15 protein-coding genes and 2 pseudogenes are annotated in these 16,961 nt (G+C 71.4%); 14 read left to right on the plus strand and 3 right to left on the minus strand.

From position 1 onward, the window contains the following. Positions 1–59: 59 nt before the first annotated feature. Positions 60–764 carry a hypothetical protein gene (locus tag ABZ267_RS04120; RefSeq protein ID WP_356748270.1) on the plus strand — a complete coding sequence of 235 codons (705 nt, stop codon included), beginning with the start codon at positions 60–62 and terminating at the stop codon, positions 762–764. Then, positions 761–1,312, plus strand: a complete 552-nt coding sequence (locus ABZ267_RS04125) for a hypothetical protein (protein WP_356748272.1) — start codon at positions 761–763, stop codon at positions 1,310–1,312. The genes ABZ267_RS04120 and ABZ267_RS04125 overlap by 4 nt, the downstream gene beginning before the upstream one ends. Positions 1,313–1,490: 178 nt before the next feature. Here the strand turns inward: ABZ267_RS04125 and ABZ267_RS04130 are convergent, their stop codons facing one another. Then, positions 1,491–2,642 (minus strand): helix-turn-helix domain-containing protein, encoded by a 1,152-nt coding sequence (locus ABZ267_RS04130; protein WP_356748274.1) that lies wholly within the window; start codon positions 2,640–2,642, stop codon positions 1,491–1,493. Between the two features lie 210 nt (positions 2,643–2,852). Between ABZ267_RS04130 and ABZ267_RS04135 the strand changes: the two genes are divergently transcribed. Next, on the plus strand, positions 2,853–3,779 hold the full coding sequence (locus tag ABZ267_RS04135) for a proline dehydrogenase family protein (protein ID WP_356748379.1): 927 nt from the start codon (positions 2,853–2,855) through the stop codon (positions 3,777–3,779). A 54-nt stretch (positions 3,780–3,833) separates the two neighbouring features. Next, positions 3,834–5,465 carry an L-glutamate gamma-semialdehyde dehydrogenase gene (gene pruA / locus ABZ267_RS04140; protein ID WP_356748276.1) on the plus strand — a complete coding sequence of 544 codons (1,632 nt, stop codon included), beginning with the start codon at positions 3,834–3,836 and terminating at the stop codon, positions 5,463–5,465. Between the two features lie 152 nt (positions 5,466–5,617). Here the strand turns inward: pruA and ABZ267_RS04145 are convergent, their stop codons facing one another. Next, the gene (locus tag ABZ267_RS04145) at positions 5,618–6,328 is read right to left on the minus strand and encodes a nitroreductase family protein (protein WP_356748278.1); all 711 of its coding nucleotides are present in this window, start codon (positions 6,326–6,328) and stop codon (positions 5,618–5,620) included. Between the two features lie 202 nt (positions 6,329–6,530). Here ABZ267_RS04145 and ABZ267_RS04150 point away from each other — a divergent pair, with 202 nt between their 5' ends. Together ABZ267_RS04150 and ABZ267_RS04155 are read left to right on the plus strand one after the other, a co-directional pair. Beyond that, the gene (locus ABZ267_RS04150; RefSeq protein ID WP_356748280.1) at positions 6,531–7,601 is read left to right on the plus strand and encodes a S1 family peptidase; all 1,071 of its coding nucleotides are present in this window, start codon (positions 6,531–6,533) and stop codon (positions 7,599–7,601) included. 99 nt (positions 7,602–7,700) lie between these two features. Then, entirely contained in the window at positions 7,701–8,252 is a 552-nt protein-coding gene (locus ABZ267_RS04155) for a GNAT family N-acetyltransferase (protein ID WP_356748282.1), read from the plus strand. Positions 8,253–8,282: 30 nt separating this feature from the next. Here the strand turns inward: ABZ267_RS04155 and ABZ267_RS04160 are convergent. Then, a pseudogene (locus ABZ267_RS04160) lies at positions 8,283–8,521 on the minus strand (NADP-dependent oxidoreductase); the annotation flags it as partial. A 106-nt stretch (positions 8,522–8,627) separates the two neighbouring features. On the opposite strand from ABZ267_RS04160, the pseudogene ABZ267_RS04165 reads away from it, so the two are divergent. From ABZ267_RS04165 to ABZ267_RS04200, 8 genes and pseudogenes are all read left to right on the plus strand, one after another. Beyond that, positions 8,628–8,918 (plus strand): annotated as a pseudogene (locus tag ABZ267_RS04165) (LysR family transcriptional regulator); the annotation flags it as partial. A 230-nt stretch (positions 8,919–9,148) separates the two neighbouring features. Continuing rightward, positions 9,149–9,277 carry a hypothetical protein gene (locus ABZ267_RS04170; RefSeq protein WP_356748284.1) on the plus strand — a complete coding sequence of 43 codons (129 nt, stop codon included), beginning with the start codon at positions 9,149–9,151 and terminating at the stop codon, positions 9,275–9,277. 133 nt (positions 9,278–9,410) lie between these two features. After that, positions 9,411–10,454, plus strand: coding sequence for a 3-isopropylmalate dehydrogenase (locus tag ABZ267_RS04175; RefSeq protein ID WP_161268404.1), 1,044 nt, complete (start codon positions 9,411–9,413; stop codon positions 10,452–10,454). Positions 10,455–10,711: 257 nt separating this feature from the next. Further along, a complete protein-coding gene (locus ABZ267_RS04180) occupies positions 10,712–11,815 on the plus strand; it encodes a branched-chain amino acid aminotransferase (protein ID WP_356748286.1) in 1,104 nt (367 codons plus the stop codon). 166 nt (positions 11,816–11,981) lie between these two features. Continuing rightward, positions 11,982–13,016 (plus strand): agmatine deiminase family protein, encoded by a 1,035-nt coding sequence (locus ABZ267_RS04185; RefSeq protein WP_356748288.1) that lies wholly within the window; start codon positions 11,982–11,984, stop codon positions 13,014–13,016. 27 nt (positions 13,017–13,043) lie between these two features. After that, complete coding sequence (locus ABZ267_RS04190) at positions 13,044–13,691, plus strand: TetR family transcriptional regulator C-terminal domain-containing protein (protein ID WP_356748289.1); 648 nt, start codon at positions 13,044–13,046, stop codon at positions 13,689–13,691. 277 nt (positions 13,692–13,968) lie between these two features. Then, a complete protein-coding gene (gene cimA / locus ABZ267_RS04195) occupies positions 13,969–15,576 on the plus strand; it encodes a citramalate synthase (RefSeq protein WP_356748291.1) in 1,608 nt (535 codons plus the stop codon). A gap of 368 nt (positions 15,577–15,944) precedes the next feature. Next, positions 15,945–16,919 carry a LacI family DNA-binding transcriptional regulator gene (locus tag ABZ267_RS04200; protein ID WP_356748293.1) on the plus strand — a complete coding sequence of 325 codons (975 nt, stop codon included), beginning with the start codon at positions 15,945–15,947 and terminating at the stop codon, positions 16,917–16,919. The last annotated feature ends 42 nt before the right edge of the window (positions 16,920–16,961 follow it).

Here is a 16,961-nt window from a genome sequence, read left to right on the forward strand (position 1 = left end):
GAGTAGCCTGCACGCGTGGACGACCCGAAGCGGTCCGGCGACGGAGGAGAGAGATCGGTATGGGACTGGGACGTCTGGTGCGGAGCTTCTGGGGCCCGAGGCCGGAGTCGGTCGAGTCCCTGGCCGGTCGGTGGCAGCGCACCCTGGACGGGCTGACCGGGCTGGTCCCGGAGGCGGCAGGCGCGTGGAGCCAGATCCACGCTCACGGACCCGCGACCGCCATCACGGCGGACCGGGACGCCCTGCTCGGCGCGGTGCGCACCGCCCAGAGCGCGGCCGGCTGGTCGGACCTGACGGGTACCGGTCTGCGGCTGGTCGGCACGGGCACGCCCGGCTGGGAGGTGGAGGTCAGCGGAGTGGCGGGCGGTACGCCGGAGTTCCTGCTCCAGTCGATCATGGTGGTGCTCCACGCACCGGATGAGGCATCCGTCCCCGAGGAGGACATGCTCGCGCTCCTCGCCCGCGTGTGGGAGCCGGACTTCGGTGATGTGAGCGACGACGACGTGCTGGACGCGCTGGAGGACGAGGCCGGGTTCTCGGTCGAGGATCCGGCCGTGGGCCGGATCGGATACCTCTCCCCGGCCCGCGCCGCCCTCGTACCGGACGGTCTGGAAGCGGTCCGCCAGGAACTCCCGGGCGGCGGCGAGCTTTTGAGCATCGCGGCCCCCGGTGACACCGCGGCGGTGGTGCGCGCGTGTGAACGCCTGCGCGAGGCGGGAGCCTTGGCGCCGCTGCCCCGCCCGATGGACCGGACGGTGCTGTGAGCTCCCGGGCCGGGGAGCCCTTCGTGCTGGCCCGGGCGGTGGCCGAGGCCGAACAGCTCCTCGCCACGCCCGTACCGTCAGCCGGCCCCACCGCCGGGCAGGGCGATCCGGTGTCGGGCGAGTGGGCCGCCACCGAGGGCGCGGGCTTCCGTGTCGTGCCGCTCTGGGAGGGTGACCCGCTGACCGGCGTGTACGCCCCCGAGTGGAACGACGCCGAAGACGCCGCCGATGCCCATCTGGCCGACCTGGCCCAGGAGTTGGACCATCGGTGGGGCCCGCACACCACCGTCCGCCTGCACGTTCCCCTGCAACGGTGGCTGAGCGGCGGCCTCCCCGTGGAGCCCCTGTTCCAGGCGCTGTTCTCCGTGGACCTGTACGGGGACCTGACTCTCTGGGGGCCGATCGGCGCGGCAGGCCCGGGAGGCTCCGGCGACCGCTGGTTCGCCGTGACGGTCGGTCACAGCGACGGAGACGCACCGCTGGTGCTGGCCGCTCTGGTCAGCGACCGGCCCCTGACGGAACCGGACGGCGAGCCCGGCCGTCTTTGAGAAGGCGCGAGCGGCCGCACCACTGACCACGGGGGTAGTCATGGAGACGTTCTGGGCGGTCATCGCGGCCTTCGTGGTCCTGAACATCGTGGGCTTCCCCGGCGCCCTCGCCTTCGTCAAGCTCCACCGCCTGCTCGGGCGGCGCCGGGGCTGACTCCGGCCTCGCGAGGCAGACGCCCTACAGCCGCGCCCGCTTCACCGCCATGTGCAGCAGCAGCCGGTCCTCGCCGTCGTTCAGGTCGAGGCCGGTGATCTGTTCGATGCGGGAGAGGCGGTAGTAGAGCGTCTGGCGGTGGATGCCCAGCTCGGCCGCCGTGCGGCTCGCCTGGCCCGCGCAGTCCAGGAAGACCTCCGCCGTGTGCGCCAGCTCCTTGTGCAGCGGCGTCAGCAGTGCGGCGACCGCCGGGTCGGCCGGGTCCGTGCCGGTGCCCGGGAGGGCGGTGAGCAGGCGGTACGGGCCGATGGACGACCAGCGGGCGACCGGGCCGAAGCGGGTCTCGGCGCGGGCCGCGCGGGCCGCCGCCGTGGCCTCGCGCCAGGATGCCGGCAGCGCGTCCAGGCCCCGCCGGGCCGCCGCGACCCCTCCCGTGGCTCCCGGACCCGCCCCCGTGCGCAGGCGCTCCGCCGCGCTCGTCGCCGGGTCCAGCCGGTCCGCCGACCGCAGCCGGATCAGCGCCGCCAGCGACACGGACCCGGCACCGCCGGGCGGGGAGACCGTCGCCAGCGCCGCCGCCGACGCCACGCCTCGTACCGACGGAGTGTCCTCCGCTGCCCACGGCGTCACACACACCACCGTGTGCAGCCCGTCCGCGTCCGGGCCCAGCGCCTCCCGCAGCGCCGCGACCGCCGTGTCGTGCCGGCGGCCCGGCCCGGCCGTGAGGACCGCGCCGAGCTCCCGCGAGAGGTCCGCGCCCGCCCGTGCCTCGTCGAAGAGCAGCGCTCCGATCCGCGCGGTGACCTCCATCGCGGCGGTCAGCTGCTCGTCGGCCGGGCCGGGGTCGGTGTCGAGGAGCCAGACGTAACCGAGGACGACGCCTCGATGGCGTACCGGAAGACAGAGGCGGTCCCGGAAGACCCCGGCCTCCGGTGCGGCCGGAATGCGGACCGGGCCGGTCGCCCGGGTGATGCCGAACCCTTCGAACCAGGCGCGGACGGCGGGCGTGGAGCGGCGGGTGAGGATCGAGCGGGTGCGGACCGGGTCCATCGCGGTGTCGTCGTCGCTGTCGTGGGCTCCGAAGGCGACCAGGCCGAAATCGCGGTTCTCCAGGGTGGCGGGAGCGCCGAGGAGGGCGGAGAGCTCGTCGACCAGTTCCTGGTAATCGCCTGTCACACCGCCATTCTGCACCGCTCCGCGTCTTTCCTCATACAGATGTCTGAGATGGCGGCCACGGATGCGTGACAGGTGTCGATGGCACAGGATCGGCGGGGTACCTAGATTTCACAGTGGTTATCCGTGCCGTACCGGTCTGTTCGTGTCCGTTCGCATACGTTCATGTACATGTCGTTACGGTCCTTCGTCCGTATATTCGTGGAGGTCCCCGTGCTGGGTCCCGTGATTCTCGCCGCGTCCCGCAGCGACAAGATGCGCCGGTTCATCTCGGCCGCGCCCGGCACCAAGCAGGTCGTCGACCGCTTCATCGCCGGCGAGACCGTCGACCAGGTCGTGCCGATCGTCGAGGACGCCGCGGACAAGGGCCTGGAGGTCACGCTCGACGTCGTCGGCGAGGACATCACCACTCCCGCACAGGCCGAGGCCGCCCGTGACGCCTATCTGGAGCTCATCGAGCGGCTGAAGGCCCTGGACCTGGGCCCGCGCGCCGAGATGTCCGTCAAGCTGTCGATGTTCGGCCAAGCGCTGGAGAACGGCCACGAGCTGGCCCTCGCCAATGTGCGCCCGGTCGTCGAGGCGGCGGCCGCCATCGGCACCACGGTCACGCTGGACGCCGAGGACCACACCACGCTCGACTCGATGTTCGCCATCCACGAGGAGCTGCGGAAGGACTTCCCGCAGACCGGCTGCGTCATCCAGTCCTACCTCTTCCGCACCGAGGACGACGCCCGCCGCCTGGCCGCCGCCGGCAGCCGCGTCCGCATCGTGAAGGGCGCCTACAAGGAGCCCGCCTCCGTCGCGTACCAGGACAAGGCCGAGATCGACAAGGCGTACGTCCGCATCATCCGGATCCTCATGGCGGGCGAGGGCTACCCGATGATCGGGTCGCACGATCCCCGTCTCATCGCCATCGCACAGGAGCTCGGCCGCCAGACCGGGCGCAAACTGGATGAGTACGAGTTCCAGATGCTGTACGGGATCCGCAGCGACGAGCACATCCGGCTCGCGGCCGAGGGCCACCGGATGCGCGTCTACACGGCGTACGGCACCGACTGGTACGGATATTTCATGCGCCGCCTCGCGGAGAAGCCGGCCAACCTGCTGTTCTTCGGCCGCTCGATCCTCACCAAGGGCTGAGCCGGCCACCGGGCCGACCCACATCCCCGCCGACACCAAGGAGACAAGGCACTCATGGACGCCGTCACCCAGGTCCCCGCGCCGGTCAACGAGCCGGTTCACTCCTACGCCCCGGGCTCCCCGGAGCGCGCCCGTCTGGAGGTGAAGCTCAAGGAGCTCGCCGACAACCCGATCGACCTGCCGATGACCATCGGCGGCGAGAAGCGGATGGGCGGCGGCGAGCGGGTGAACGTCGTACAGCCGCACAACCACCAGGCCGTCATCGGCACCTTCGCCGGCGCCACCGAGCAGGACGCCCAGGACGCCGTCGACGCGGCCCTCGCCGCCGCTCCGGCCTGGCGTGCGATGGCCTTCGACGACCGCGCCGCGATCATCCTGCGCGCCGCCGAGCTGCTGTCGGGCCCCTGGCGCGAGACGCTGGCCGCCTCCACCATGCTCGGCCAGTCCAAGACCGCCCAGCAGGCCGAGATCGACACTCCGTGCGAGCTCATCGACTTCTGGCGCTTCAACGTGCACTACGCGCGCCAGATCCTCGCCGAGCAGCCGCCGGCCAACTCGCCGGGCGTGTGGAACCGCATGGACCACCGCCCGCTGGAGGGTTTCGTCTACGCGATCACGCCGTTCAACTTCACGGCCATCGCCGGCAACCTGCCCACCGCGCCCGCCCTCATGGGCAACGTCGTGGTGTGGAAGCCGTCGCCGACCCAGACCCACGCCGCCGTGCTGCTGATGCAGCTCCTGGAGGAGGCCGGTCTGCCGAAGGGCGTCATTAACCTGGTCACCGGTGACGGCAAGGCCGTCTCCGAGGTGGCGCTGAACCACCGCGACCTGGCCGGCATCCACTTCACCGGCTCGACGCCCACCTTCCAGCACCTGTGGAAGACGGTCGGCAACAACATCGCCACCTACCGCACCTACCCGCGGCTCGTCGGCGAGACCGGCGGCAAGGACTTCGTCGTCGCGCACCCGAGCGCCGACCGCGCCGTGCTGAAGACCGCGCTGACCCGTGGCTCCTTCGAGTACCAGGGCCAGAAGTGCTCCGCGTCCTCGCGTGCGTACGTCCCCGCCTCCATCTGGAACTCCGGTTTCAAGGAGGAGTTCGCGGCCGAGGTCGACTCGATCGCGATGGGTGACGTCACCGACCTGAGCAACTTCATCGGGGCCGTCATCGACGAGCGCTCGTTCGCCAAGAACAAGGCCGCGATCGACCGCGCGAAGTCCGACCCGGCGTGCGAGATCGTCGCCGGCGGCACGTACGACGACTCGGTCGGCTACTTCGTCCGTCCGACCGTCATCGTCTGCTCGGACCCTTCGAGCGAGGTCTTCACGACCGAGTACTTCGGCCCGATCCTCGCGATCCACGTCTACGAGGACGCGGAGTACGACGCCATGCTGGAGCAGATGGAGTCGGTCTCCGACTACGCGCTGACCGGCTCGGTCATCGCGGGCGACCGCGCGGCCGCCGCGCACACGATGGAGAAGCTCCGCTACGCGGCGGGCAACTTCTACATCAACGACAAGTCGACCGGCGCCGTCGTCGGCCAGCAGCCCTTCGGCGGCGGCCGCTCCTCCGGCACCTGCGACAAGGCCGGCGCGCCGCAGAACCTCCAGCGCTGGACCCTGACCCGGGCCATCAAGGAGACCCTGGTCGCGCCGACCGAGTACACCTACCCCCACCAGGGCTGACGCCCTCGCCGGGACGCCGCAGCACGACGCCCCGGGCTCCAGGGCCTTCGCGAAGGCCTCCTGAGCACCGCCCCCCGACCGGTCCCCCAACCGGCCGGGGGGCGGTTTCCCTGTACGGCCGCCTTGCGAGGTGCCCTTCGTGAGGCGGCCTCTCAGATCTCCACCAGCACCTGGTCCAGCGACTTGCGCACCAGGGCGGGCACCTCGCAGTCGTCGGCGGGATGGCCGACAGGGATCACGGCGAACGCCTTCTCGTTCTCCGGGCGGTTCAGCACCTCACCGAGGAAGCGCATCGGACTCGGCGTGTGGATCAGTGCGGCGAGCCCGGACAGGTGCAGGGCGCTGAGCAGCATCCCCACCGCGATGCCCACCGACTCGTCGACGTAGTAGTGCTTGCGCTTGGTGCCGTCCTCGCCCAGCCAGTAGCGCTGCTGGAACACCACGATGAGGGCGGGCGCGTCCGTCATATGGGCCTTGACCGCATCGGTGCCCAGCGGGCGCAGAGCCGCGAGCCACTCCTCGCCGAGCCGCCCGTCGTAGCTCAGCTTCTCCTCGTGCTCGGCGGCCTCCCTGATCCGGCGGCGTATCTCGGCGTCCTTGACCAGGACGAAGGTCCACGGCTGCTGGTGGGCGCCGGACGGGGCGGTGGCCGCACAGGCGATGGCGTCGCGCAGCACCTGCTCGGGGACCGGATCGGCGGAGAAGGCGCGGACGGTCCTGCGCTCGTCCATGCGCTCCCGCAGCAGGGCGGCGCGCGCCAGGGACTCCTCGGGGGCGATCCGCTCGGGGCGGTAGGGGGCGGGGCGGTACGGGTCGCCGTGGGTGGGCGACCACTGCTGGGGTGCGGGTGTCGTGTCGGACATGGGCGCAGTGTGCGCGGCGGGGGCGGCCGGGGGAAGCGGGGCTTCGGTCAGGGCTGGGGCCGGTCCCGGTCAGTGTCCGGTGGCCGGTGTCGACCGTCCGCCGGCGTACGCCCCGGGTCACGCGGTCTTGTGGTGCAGGTAATGAACATGTCAAATTTCTTCTCGGTACGTCCCCACACGTCCCCCGAGAAGGAGCTCCCCCATGAGACGCAACTCCCGCGCCCGCCTGAGCCTTTCCCTCCTGCTCGTCGCCGGTGCCCTCGGCCTCGGCGCGACTCCCGCCACCGCCGCCGACGTTCACTCCGCCGCCGCGCCCTCGGCGATCCCCTCCGCCTCCGCGTACGCGCTCGACGCCTCTGTCGAACGCGCGCTCGGCGCCGGCACGGCCGGAACCTACCTCGACCGCAAGACCGGTGACCTGGTCGTCACCGTGACCACCGACCGGGCCGAGGAGCAGGCCCGCGCCGCCGGAGCCGCCGTGCGCCGGGTGGCCCGCAGCGCCGCGCAGCTCGACGCCGCGATGAAGACCCTGGAGGCCGAGGCGAAGATCACCGGCACCTCCTGGGGCATCGACCCGCGCACCAACCAGGTCGCCGTGGAGGCCGACTCCTCCGTCTCCGCGCGGGACATGGCCCGCCTCGAAGCCGTCGCGAAGCGGCTCGGCGGCGCCGTGAGCATCAACCGCGTACCCGGCGTCTTCGACCGCGAGGTGCTGGGCGGCGGAGCCATCTACGGCGGCGGCAGCCGCTGCTCGGCCGCCTTCAACGTCACCAAAGGCGGCACCCGTTACTTCGTGACGGCTGGACACTGCACCAACATCTCCGCCAACTGGTCGGCCGGCTCCGGCGGTTCGGTCGTCGGCGTCCGCGAGGGCACCAGCTTCCCGACCAACGACTACGGCATCGTCCGCTACACCGACGGCTCCTCGCCCGCCGGAACCGTCGACCTCTACAGCGGCTCCACCCAGGACATCACCTCCGCCGCCAACGCCGTCGTCGGCCAGGCGATCCGCAAGAGCGGCTCCACCACCAAGGTGACCTCCGGCACGGTCACCGCCGTCAACGTCACCGTCAACTACGGTGACGGGCCCGTCTACGGCATGGTCCGCACCACCGCCTGCTCCGCCGGAGGCGACAGCGGCGGCGCGCACTTCGCCGGAACCGTCGCCCTCGGCATCCACTCCGGCAGCTCCGGCTGCTCCGGCACGAGCGGCTCGGCCATCCACCAGCCGGTGGTGGAGGCGCTCCAGGCGTACGGCGTCTCGGTGTACTAGAGCCGGTGAGCCACAGGGTACGGAGCCGCCGCGACCGGTTCCGTACCCTGGATCGGCCCTGCGTGCCTGGTGGGAGCGGGTGCCTGGGAAACTGGGACCATGACCGAGCTCCCCGCGGTGCGCGCCGCCCACACCTATGAGCTGACCGCGGCCGTACGGGACGAGATCCGCACTCTGCTGGACACCGCCTTCGACGGCGACTTCGGCGACGACGACTGGGAGCACTCGCTCGGCGGCGTCCACGCGCTGGTCCGCGACACCGGCGGGCTCCTCGTCGCCCATGGCTCGATCGTCCAGCGCCGGGTGCTCCACGACGGCCGCTCGCTGCGCGCCGGTTACGTCGAAGCCGTCGCCGTCCGTCCCGGCCGCCGCCGCCAGGGGCTCGGCCACCGGGTCATGGGCGCGCTGGAGCGGGTCGTCGACGGAGCGTACGAGTTCGGCGCGCTGTCCGCCTCCGACGCCGGCGCGGCCCTGTACGCGGCGCGCGGCTGGCAGGTGTGGCCCGGCGGCCTCGCGGCTCTCGGCCCGGACGGGACCGTGGCGCTGCCGGAGGAGGAGGGCTCCACCTACGTCCGCCCGGCCGCCGGTCACGCACTGCCCGCGGCCGCGCACCCGCTCGTCTTCGACTGGCGCGACGGCGACCTGCTGTAGGCGGCGTGGTCGACTCCCGTCCTTACGGCCTCAGTCAGCGATCCGGATCAGCATCTTCCCGGTGTTCTCACCGCGCAGCATCCCGAGGAACCCGGCCACCGTCCGCTTGAAGCCGTCCACCACCGTGACATCGGGCACTACGGCGCCGCTCCACAGCTGCGCACCTGGAACTCCTCCGACTCCGCTGCCAGGTCGTAGTAGTTGCGTACCATCACGCCTTCCAGCCGCGGGCTCTTCTCCACGATGTCGAACAGGTGGCGCGGGATCGCCGCCGACCCGGTGGCGCGGACACGGTCGGCGGGTCGCTGCGGATCGCCGCGTTCCGCAGCGCGGCCCTGCATCTGCTGTCGCCGGCCCTGGAGCGCCTCCGCCGGGTGGGCGGCCCAGACCTGTATCCCTCGGGCGACGGTGGAGGCCGAGGACGACGGAGCGGTGCTCTCGATGGCGTCCCGTGATCCCGGTATGGCGATCATGCCCGGTCTGTCCCGGTACGGAGCGCCCGACCGAATCGAGATCGCCGCTCTCGGATTTGACCGCCCGGCTCGCTCGACCGGCTATCCCGCCACTCCTGAGCAGGCACGATGCCTCGCCGTAGGGACGCTGATCCGCGAGCTGCGGGCCGAGCGCGGAAGGGCGGCCGTCTCAGATAGTAGGAAGTCCGACTAACTGTAGAGACAGAGCGGCCCGACTGTCCTAGCTTTGTAGGAGCCGAACGAATCGCTCGATCGAGCGTCTGTGGCGGTTGCGGGCGCACGCCCCGAAGCAGGTAACCCCTGCGGCGTACGCTCCCCGCTCCTTCCGGCGCCTCGGAATCCGATCCCGGCCCGGCCTCGGCGCCGCACCACGCTGTGCGGCCTGCCCCCGGCATCCATGCGATCTCAAGGAGTCGATCCATCATGGCCAACATCACCACCCGCCGCGTCCGCCACTCCTCCCGCCAGGCCGAGGCCGAGCGCAAGAACGCCGCCGCCGCCCTGCAGCGCGCCCTCGACCGCCGCGACAACGGCGGCTCGACCGGCCACTGAGCCGCACGCTCGCAGACCGCTCGCCCCCACCCCAGAACACCCGAACACCGCCATCGGCCCGAACGCGCTCACGCCGCGTCCGTATGGTGGACATCGGATGTCATGGGGTGGGACGCACCGTTAGGCTTCCCGTATGTCTCGCAGCATCGATCTCGCAGTGATCCCCGGTGACGGAATCGGCCAGGAAGTTGTGGCCCAGGGCCTCAAAGTCCTCAACGCTGTCCTCCCGCAGGATGTGAAGCTGGAGACCAAGGAGTACGACCTTGGCGCCCAGCGCTGGCACCGCACCGGCGACACCCTCCCGGACGCGGAGCTGGAGGCGCTCAAGAACCACGACGCCATCCTGCTCGGCGCGATCGGCGACCCGTCCGTGCCGTCCGGCGTCCTGGAGCGCGGGCTGCTGCTGAAGCTGCGCTTCGCCTTCGACCACTTCATCAACCTGCGCCCGTCCAAGCTCTTCCCGAACACCGCGACCCCGCTCGCCGGCCGCCCCGACATCGACTTCGTCGTCGTCCGCGAAGGCACCGAGGGCCCGTACACGGGCAACGGCGGCTCGCTGCGCACCGGCACGCCCGCCGAGGTCGCCACCGAGGTCAGCGTCAACACGGCGTACGGCGTCGAGCGCGTGGTCCGGGACGCCTTCGAGCGTGCGGCCGCCCGGCCCCGCAAGAAGCTGACGCTGGTCCACAAGAACAACGTCCTCGTCTACGCCGGCCACCTCTGGAAGAACACCTTCGACAAGGTCGCCGCCGAGTACCCGCAGGTCTCCACCGACTACCTGCACGTCGACGCCGCGACGATCTTCTTCGTCACGCAGCCGGAGCGCTTCGACGTCATCGTCACCGACAACCTGTTCGGCGACATCCTCACCGACCTCGCCGCCGCCGTCACCGGCGGAATCGGCCTGGCCGCCTCCGGCAACATCAACCCGACGGGCGCGTTCCCGTCGATGTTCGAGCCGGTCCACGGCTCCGCCCCCGACATCGCCGGGCAGGGCAAGGCCGACCCGACCGCCACGGTCCTCTCCGTCGCCCTCCTGCTGCGCCACCTCGGTTACGAGGCCGAGGCCGTGCGCATCGAGGACGCCGTCTCCGCCGACCTGGCGGAGCGCGACGGCGCTGCCACGCGTACGACCGACGAGATCGGTGACGCGCTCGCGGTACGCGTAGCGAGCTGACCCGACGACTCCACTTCGAAGCCGCCGGGTCGCATCAGCGCCCGGCGGCTTCACCTGTGCGGCCCCCGGGTGCCACCATCGACCCCTGGACCGCATTCACACCATTTCGTGCCTGGCCCCCTGCGAGCGATAATCGAACGCGGGGCCGTGGCTCGTGGTGAAGCTCGGACGTCCTAGGACCTGACCGGAAAGCGTCGGGAGGAGGACGGGCGTGGGCGCGGTCCATCACACACAAGACCGGTGAAGGACACGCACTCATGACGACGCCCACGATCGAGCTCAAGCCCTCCTCGAACCCGCTGTCCGACGCGGAGCGCGAGGCGATCCTGGCCAGCCCCGGATTCGGCCGGCACTTCACCGATCACATGGTGACGATCCGCTGGACCGAGGGCCGCGGCTGGCATGACGCCGAGCTGGTCCCGTACGGCCCGCTGTCGCTGGACCCGGCCAACATGACCCTGCACTACGCGCAGGAGATCTTCGAGGGCCTCAAGGCCTACCGCCAGCCCGACGGCTCGGTCGCCTCGTTCCGGCCCGACGCCAACGCCCGCCGCTTCCAGCGCTCGGCCGCGCGCCTGGCCATGCCGGAGCTGCCGGTCGAGACGTTCATCGCGGCGTGCGACGCGCTGGTGCAGCAGGACAAGGCGTGGGTCCCGGCGCACGGTGGCGAGGAGTCGCTGTACCTGCGCCCGTTCATGATCGCCACGGAGGTCGGCCTCGGCGTGAAGCCGGCCAACGAGTACCTCTTCCTGGTCATCGCCTCGCCGGCCGGCGCCTACTTCCCCGGTGGTGTGAAGCCCGTCTCCATCTGGCTCTCCGAGAACCGCGTCCGCGCCGTCCCCGGCGGCGTCGGCGACGCCAAGACCGGCGGCAACTACGCCGCCTCCCTCCTCGCCCAGGCCGAGGCCGCCGCACACGGCTGCGCCCAGGTCGCCTACCTCGACGCCGTCGAGCACAGGTGGGTCGAGGAGCTCGGCGGCATGAACCTGTACTTCGTGTACGAGCAGGAGGACGGCTCCAAGAAGATCATCACGCCCTCCCTCACCGGCTCCCTCCTCGCCGGCGTCACCCGCGACTCCCTCCTCAAGGTCGCCCGCGACCTCGGTTACGGCTCCGAGGAGGGCCGCGTCTCCATCGACCAGTGGCGCGAGGACACCGCGAAGGGCACGCTCACCGAGGTCTTCGCCTGCGGCACCGCCGCCGTCATCACGCCGGTCGGCATCGTGAAGACCGCGAACGGCGAGTGGAACCAGGGCGACGGCGCGCCCGGCGAGGTCACCATGAAGCTGCGCGACCGCCTCCTCGACATCCAGCGCGGCATCGCCGAGGACACCCACGGCTGGATGCACCCGCTCGGCTAAGGGCTCGTTCCCGCGCTCCGGATCAGGCCGCACCCGGTTTACCGCCGGTGCGGCCTTTTCCGTGCCGGAGAAGTAGAGCGCTGCTCGAAGGAGAGCGTAAAGACCTTTCGTACACCTTATGTACATGGTTAGAGTGGCACTCTAAACACCGCAACCAGGAGCCCCCATGCCCGCCAGCCCCGCACCCGCCTTCCGCATGCCCGCCGAGTGGGCCCCGCACGAGCGCACCTGGATGGCCTGGCCCGGCCCCAACCCCACCTTCGCCTCCGACGCCGAGCTGGAGGAGGCCCGCCATGCCTGGGCCGCCGTCGCCCGCGCCGTACGCCGGTTCGAGCCGGTCACGATGGTCGTCGGGCCGGGACAGGAGGAAGGGGCCGCGGCGTTCCTCGGGCCGGACGTGGAGCTGGTCGTTCGGCCGCTCGACGACGCCTGGATGCGGGACATCGGGCCCACCTTCGTCACGGACGGCCGTACGCTCGCCGCCGTCGACTGGACGTTCAACGGCTGGGGCGCGCAGGGCTGGGCCCGCTGGGAGAGCGACCAGCACATCGCCCGCGACGTCGCCGAGCTGACCGGCACTCCGGCCCACAGCTCCCCGCTCGTCAACGAAGGCGGCGCGATCCATGTGGACGGCGAAGGAACGGTCCTGCTCACCGAGACCGTCCAGCTCGGCAAGGAGCGCAACCCCGGCTGGAGCCGCGAGCAGGTCGAGGCGGAGATCCACGCCCGCCTCGGCACCGAGAAGGCGATCTGGCTGCCGCGCGGGCTGACCGGCGACTACGGGACGTACGGCACGCTCGGCCATGTCGACATCGTCGCCGCCTTCGTCCGCCCGGGCACCGTCGTCGCCCACGTCCAGCCCGACCCGGCCCACCCCGACCACGAGGCGACCCGGGAGCTCCTGGCCGTCCTGCGGGCCGCCACGGACGCCAAGGGCCGCCCGCTGGAGGTCATCGAGGTGCCCGCGCCCACCGTGCTGCGCGACGAGGACGGCGAGTGGGTCGACTACTCCTACATCAACCACTACCTCTGCAACGGTGGCGTGGTCCTCTGCGCCTTCGGCGACCCGCGCGACGAGGAGGCGGCGGCGATCTTCCGGGACCTGTTCCCGGACCGTACGGTGACGCTCGTCGACGCCCGTACGATCTTCGCCGGCGGTGGAGGCATCCACTGCATCACGCAGCAGCAGCCGAAGATCTGAACACACTCCGAAGGTCCCAGCCACGCCATGACCCCCGCCCCCCGCCGCACCCACCACGCCGCCCCGCCGCGCGAGGACGTCCTCGCCGCCGCCATGGCCACCATCGCCGCGCGCGGGCTCGACGGGCTGACCATGGCGGGGCTCGGGCGCGAGGTCCAGATGAGCAGCGGGCACCTGCTCTACTACTTCCGCACCAAGGACGAGCTGCTGCTCCGGACCCTGGAGTGGAGCGAGAACCGCCTCGGGGCCGAGCGTCGCGCTCTGCTGGCCGAGCCCGGGACCGCCCGTGAGCGGCTGGACGCGTACATCGGCCTCTACCTGCCCGCCGGCCACCGCGACCCGCACTGGACGCTCTGGCTGGAGGTCTGGGGCCGCTCGCAGAACGCGGACGACGACGCGCGGGCCCGGCAGGCCGCCATCGAAGGCGCCTGGCACCGGGACCTGGTGGCGCTGGTGGCCGAGGGGGTCTCGCGCGGAGAGTTCCGGGCGGTGGACGCGGACCGGTTCGCGACCCGGCTGCGGGCGCTGCTGGACGGGTTCAGCGTCCATGTGACGGTGGGGATCCCTGGGACGGGCCGTGAGCAGGTGCTGGTACAGGCGGCGGAGTTCCTGGACGAGACGCTGACGCCGGAGCCGCGAACGGGCGATGCGACCAGCGTCACGACCGCATCCTGAGACGCCACCGTCACGGACGCGTCACTGTGCGAGACTTCTGCCGTGTCCTCGTTCGTCATGATTATTGGCAGCAGGCGCGCCGGTCCGCAGTGACCGTCCCGTACCACCCCGTACGGCGCGGCCACCGTGCCCCAGACCCGCGCGCAGACCTCTCGCACCCGCGAGGGGTTTTTTGTTTTCCGGCCCGCACCCGGGCCGGGACGGCGCGCGCGGGATCATTGGGGGCAAGTGGAACCAGATCGTCCGGATCCGCTCATCCGACAGGAGCCAGATCAGCATGACCACCAAGGCCAACGCCACCGACGGCAGTTTCCATGTCTTCGACACCACACTGCGCGACGGTGCTCAGCGTGAGGGCATCAACCTGACGGTCGCCGACAAGCTGACCATCGCCCGTCATCTGGACACCTTCGGTGTGGGGTACATCGAGGGCGGCTGGCCCGGGGCCAACCCGCGCGACACCGAGTTCTTCGCCCGCGCCCAGCAGGAGATCACGTTCGAGAACGCGCAGCTCGTGGCGTTCGGCGCGACCCGCAGGGCCGGTGGCAGTGCGGCCGACGACCCTCAGGTGCAGGCGCTGCTGAACTCCGGCGCCCCGGTGATCACGCTGGTCGCCAAGTCCCACGACCGCCATGTCGAGCTGGCTCTGCGCACCACCCTGGACGAGAACCTGGAGATGGTCCGCGACACCGTTTCCCACCTGCGCGAACAGGGCCGCCGCGTCTTCGTGGACTGCGAGCACTTCTTCGACGGCTACCGGGCCAACGCCGCGTACGCCAAGTCCGTGGTCCGTACCGCGTACGAGGCGGGCGCCGAGGTCGTCATCCTCTGCGACACCAACGGCGGCATGCTCCCGGCCCAGGTCCAGGCCGTCGTCTCCACCGTCATCGCCGACACCGGCGCCCGGCTCGGCATCCACGCCCAGGACGACACCGGCTGCGCCGTCGCCAACACGCTGGCCGCCGTCGACGCCGGCGCCACCCACGTCCAGTGCACGGCCAACGGCTACGGCGAGCGGGTCGGCAACGCCAACCTCTTCCCGGTCGTCGCAGCGCTGGAGCTGAAGTACGGCATGAAGGTGCTGCCCGAGGGCGCGCTGGCCGAGATGACCCGGATCTCGCACGCGATCGCCGAGGTCGTCAACCTGACGCCTTCCACGCACCAGCCGTACGTCGGTGTCTCGGCCTTCGCGCACAAGGCCGGTCTGCACGCCTCCGCGATCAAGGTCGATCCGGACCTCTACCAGCACATCGACCCGGAGCTGGTCGGCAACACCATGCGGATGCTGGTCTCCGACATGGCCGGCCGCGCCTCCATCGAGCTGAAGGGCAAGGAGCTCGGCGTCGACCTCGGCGACGACCGCGCGCTGGTCGGCCGGGTCGTGGAGCGGGTCAAGGAGCGCGAACTCCAGGGCTACACCTACGAGGCCGCCGACGCCTCCTTCGAACTTCTGCTGCGCGGCGAGGTGGAGGGCCGGGCCCGCCGCTACTTCCGTACGGAGTCCTGGCGGGCGATCGTCGAGGACCGCCCGGACGGCGTCCACGCCAACGAGGCCACCGTGAAGCTCTGGGCCAAGGGCGAGCGCATCGTCGCCACCGCTGAGGGCAACGGCCCGGTCAACGCCCTGGACCGGGCCCTGCGTGTCGCGCTGGAGCGGATCTACCCGCAGCTCGCCAAGTTGGAGCTCGTCGACTACAAGGTCCGCATCCTGGAAGGCCGCACCGGCACCGAGTCCACCACCCGGGTCCTGATCACCACGGGCGACGGCACCGCCGACTGGGCCACGGTCGGCGTCGCCGAGAACGTCATCGCCGCGTCCTGGCAGGCGCTGGAGGACGCGTACACCTACGGGCTGCTGCGTGCGGGCGTCGAGCCCACCGAGTAGCCGCGCCGCCGGTCCCGACCCGACCGCAAGAGGCCACTCAGAGGCCCCTCAGCGGCCCCTCAGAGGCCCACCAGAGACTCCTGAGAGGCCCACCGGAGCCGCCGCCCCGACCCCGGGGCGGCGGCTCCGGTGCGTTCAAAAGGTGAACGCACAACGCGTCCTGCCCGCCCGGCAAATGAGACCGGCCCAATGTCGGCGTGAAGTATTGACGGCCCTGTATCGGCGAGGTTAACTCCTGCCGCAACGCCGGTACCGGTTCCGGAACCGGTACCGGACGTCTCTCCCGGTCTGCTCACCGCACGGTCCAGCACTGCCCTGCTCAGTCCTGTCCTGCCTCTTTCCTTTCCCGCCGGCCCCATGGAGGCCCGATGCGCGTCACCATCGCCGATGTCGCCCGCGAGGCCGGCGTCAGCAAGACGACCGTGTCGCGGGTCATCAACACCAAGGGCGAGGTGGACGGCTCCACCGCCGCCCGCGTTCGTGAAGTGATCGCACACCTCGGCTATGTGCCCAGCTCCGGAGCCGTGGGTCTGGCCCGCGGCTCCAGCCGCACGGTCGGGATGCTCGTGCCCTCGCTGACCTGGCCGTGGATGGGTGAACTGCTGCAAGGCGTCGTCGACACCGTCGAGGCCGCCGACTACGGGCTGCTGCTGTTCACCTGCAACCGGGGCGCCGAGTCCGTCCAGCGCTTCACCAGCCAGGTGTCGGCGCGCGCCTTCGACGGGCTCGTCGTCGTGGAGCCGGAGAACACGCTCGGCCACCTCACCGCCCTGCACCGCGACGGCCTGCCGATCGTGCTCATCGACGACCGCGGCCACCACCCCGAATTCCCCTCCGTCGTGACCACCAACCACGAGGGAGGAGCGTCGGCGGCCCGCCACCTGCTCGCCGCCGGACGCTCCAGGCCCGTCGTCCTCACCGGACCCCAGCACTTCGGCTGCGTACGGGAGAGGCTCGGCGGATTCCGCTCGGTCCTGCCCGAAGGCCTCGTCGTCGAAGGCGACTTCACCGAACTGGGCGGCCGCCTCGCCATGGAGGGCCTCCTCGCCCGGGGCGTCGGGTTCGACTCCGTCTTCGCGCACAACGACATCAGCGCGGCCGGCGTGCTGCGGGCCCTGCGTGCCGCCGGGCGCCGGGTCCCGGACGATGTCGCGGTCGTCGGCTTCGACGACATCCCGATGGCCGAACACACCGAACCGCCCCTCACCACCGTGCGCCAGCCCACCCGCCGCATGGGTGAGGCGGCGGCCCGGATGCTGCTCTCCCACCTCGGCGGCACGCCCGTACCCGACGGCCCGGCCGTGCTGCCCACCGAACTGGTCGTGCGCCACTCGGCGCCGTGACGGACCCGGCCGCCCGGCCGCGCCCCGCCTCACCCCTTCCAC

Source organism: Streptomyces sp. NPDC006174, assembly GCF_040614075.1.
GTDB lineage: Bacteria > Actinomycetota > Actinomycetes > Streptomycetales > Streptomycetaceae > Streptomyces.